Below are 1,122 nucleotides of genomic sequence, written 5' to 3'. Positions count from 1 at the left end.
GGTTCTATGTCAAATAGTGTTGGTGGACCAAATGAAAGTCAAAGCGAAGACTAACTCGCTTTGGCTTTTTCTTTTTCTTCTTGTCGGCGCTTTTCCTCCTTGTAATGGAGTGCCTTCGGCTCAAATTGGCTCGCAGTCAGGCGGTAACTGATGAGGATGCGTGCACGCAGGTGACTATAATTTCGATAACCGAATCCGGAACGCTTGATGTTTTTTATTTTATTGTTGACCCCTTCGATGGCCCCGTTGGACAACGTATACACACAAGCATTCCGGATGCCTTCCTGATACTTAAACAGAGTCTGCACGGTGGTACGGACTTTTTTGGGCAGTACATATTTCCTGGATTCTTCTAAAATGGTTTTGAATTGGTCAAAGTCATGTCTTTGGAGGGCGAAACGTAGGTCATTCACCAAGGTATAAAACTGGCGTAAACGGGGATTGATATGTAATAAATAATCCACCATCATCTTCTCGGTCACCAGCCCCTCGTAAAGCCGGTGCGTCCGATAATCGATGACGTTTAATTCCCATTCATTTTTCAAAAGCAGTTTCCATTGTTTCTTCAGCTTCCGGTAGTCCGTCTCGCTTTTTTTCTTGGCTTCATTCATGACGCGGATACGGAACGAATTGAGTGCCCGGTTCAGGTGTTGGACAATATGGAACCGATCGATCACGATTTGCGCTTTAGGAAAACAGTCTTTTACGACCGCTAGATACGGGGAGTACATGTCCATCGTGACAGTCTTCACGCTGTAACGCGATTCCTTGGGATAGCGCATGAAGTAGTCAATCAGCTGATTCTGCCGTCTGTCCTCGACGACATCGATCAACCGGTGGTTTTGGGCATCAAGAAACAGGAAGCTCATGGCACCGGACACATTTCTGACGGACTTGAATTCATCGATGGAAAGGTGTTGCGGGAGATAGATATGGTTGGGTGCCAATGGTTCTGATATTTTTTCAAGGACCCGGATGACCGTGTTGCTGGAAACGGAAAGATGTTGTGCCACCAATCTCATGGACTGGATTTCCCGCAGTTCCATCGCAATTGTCCGTTTAATAATGTTGGAAATGAAGCAGTGTCGTTCAACGAGTTTTGTTTCAGCGATGAAGGTTTGA

The 1,122-nt window shown here is 45.8% G+C and carries 1 protein-coding gene; it reads right to left on the bottom strand.

All coding sequences use genetic code 11. From position 1 onward, the window contains the following. Positions 1-50: 50 nt before the first annotated feature. Positions 51-1,122: ISL3 family transposase (locus ACTVAI_RS11805; protein ID WP_443486747.1), on the bottom strand; the 1,072-nt coding region annotated here is incomplete at its 5' end.

Source organism: Jeotgalibaca sp. A127 (genome assembly GCF_052266745.1).
Classification (GTDB): Bacteria; Bacillota; Bacilli; order Lactobacillales; family Aerococcaceae; genus Jeotgalibaca.
The sequence above is the reverse complement of the archived record's forward strand: the minus strand, read 5'-3'. Positions and strand labels throughout refer to the sequence as shown.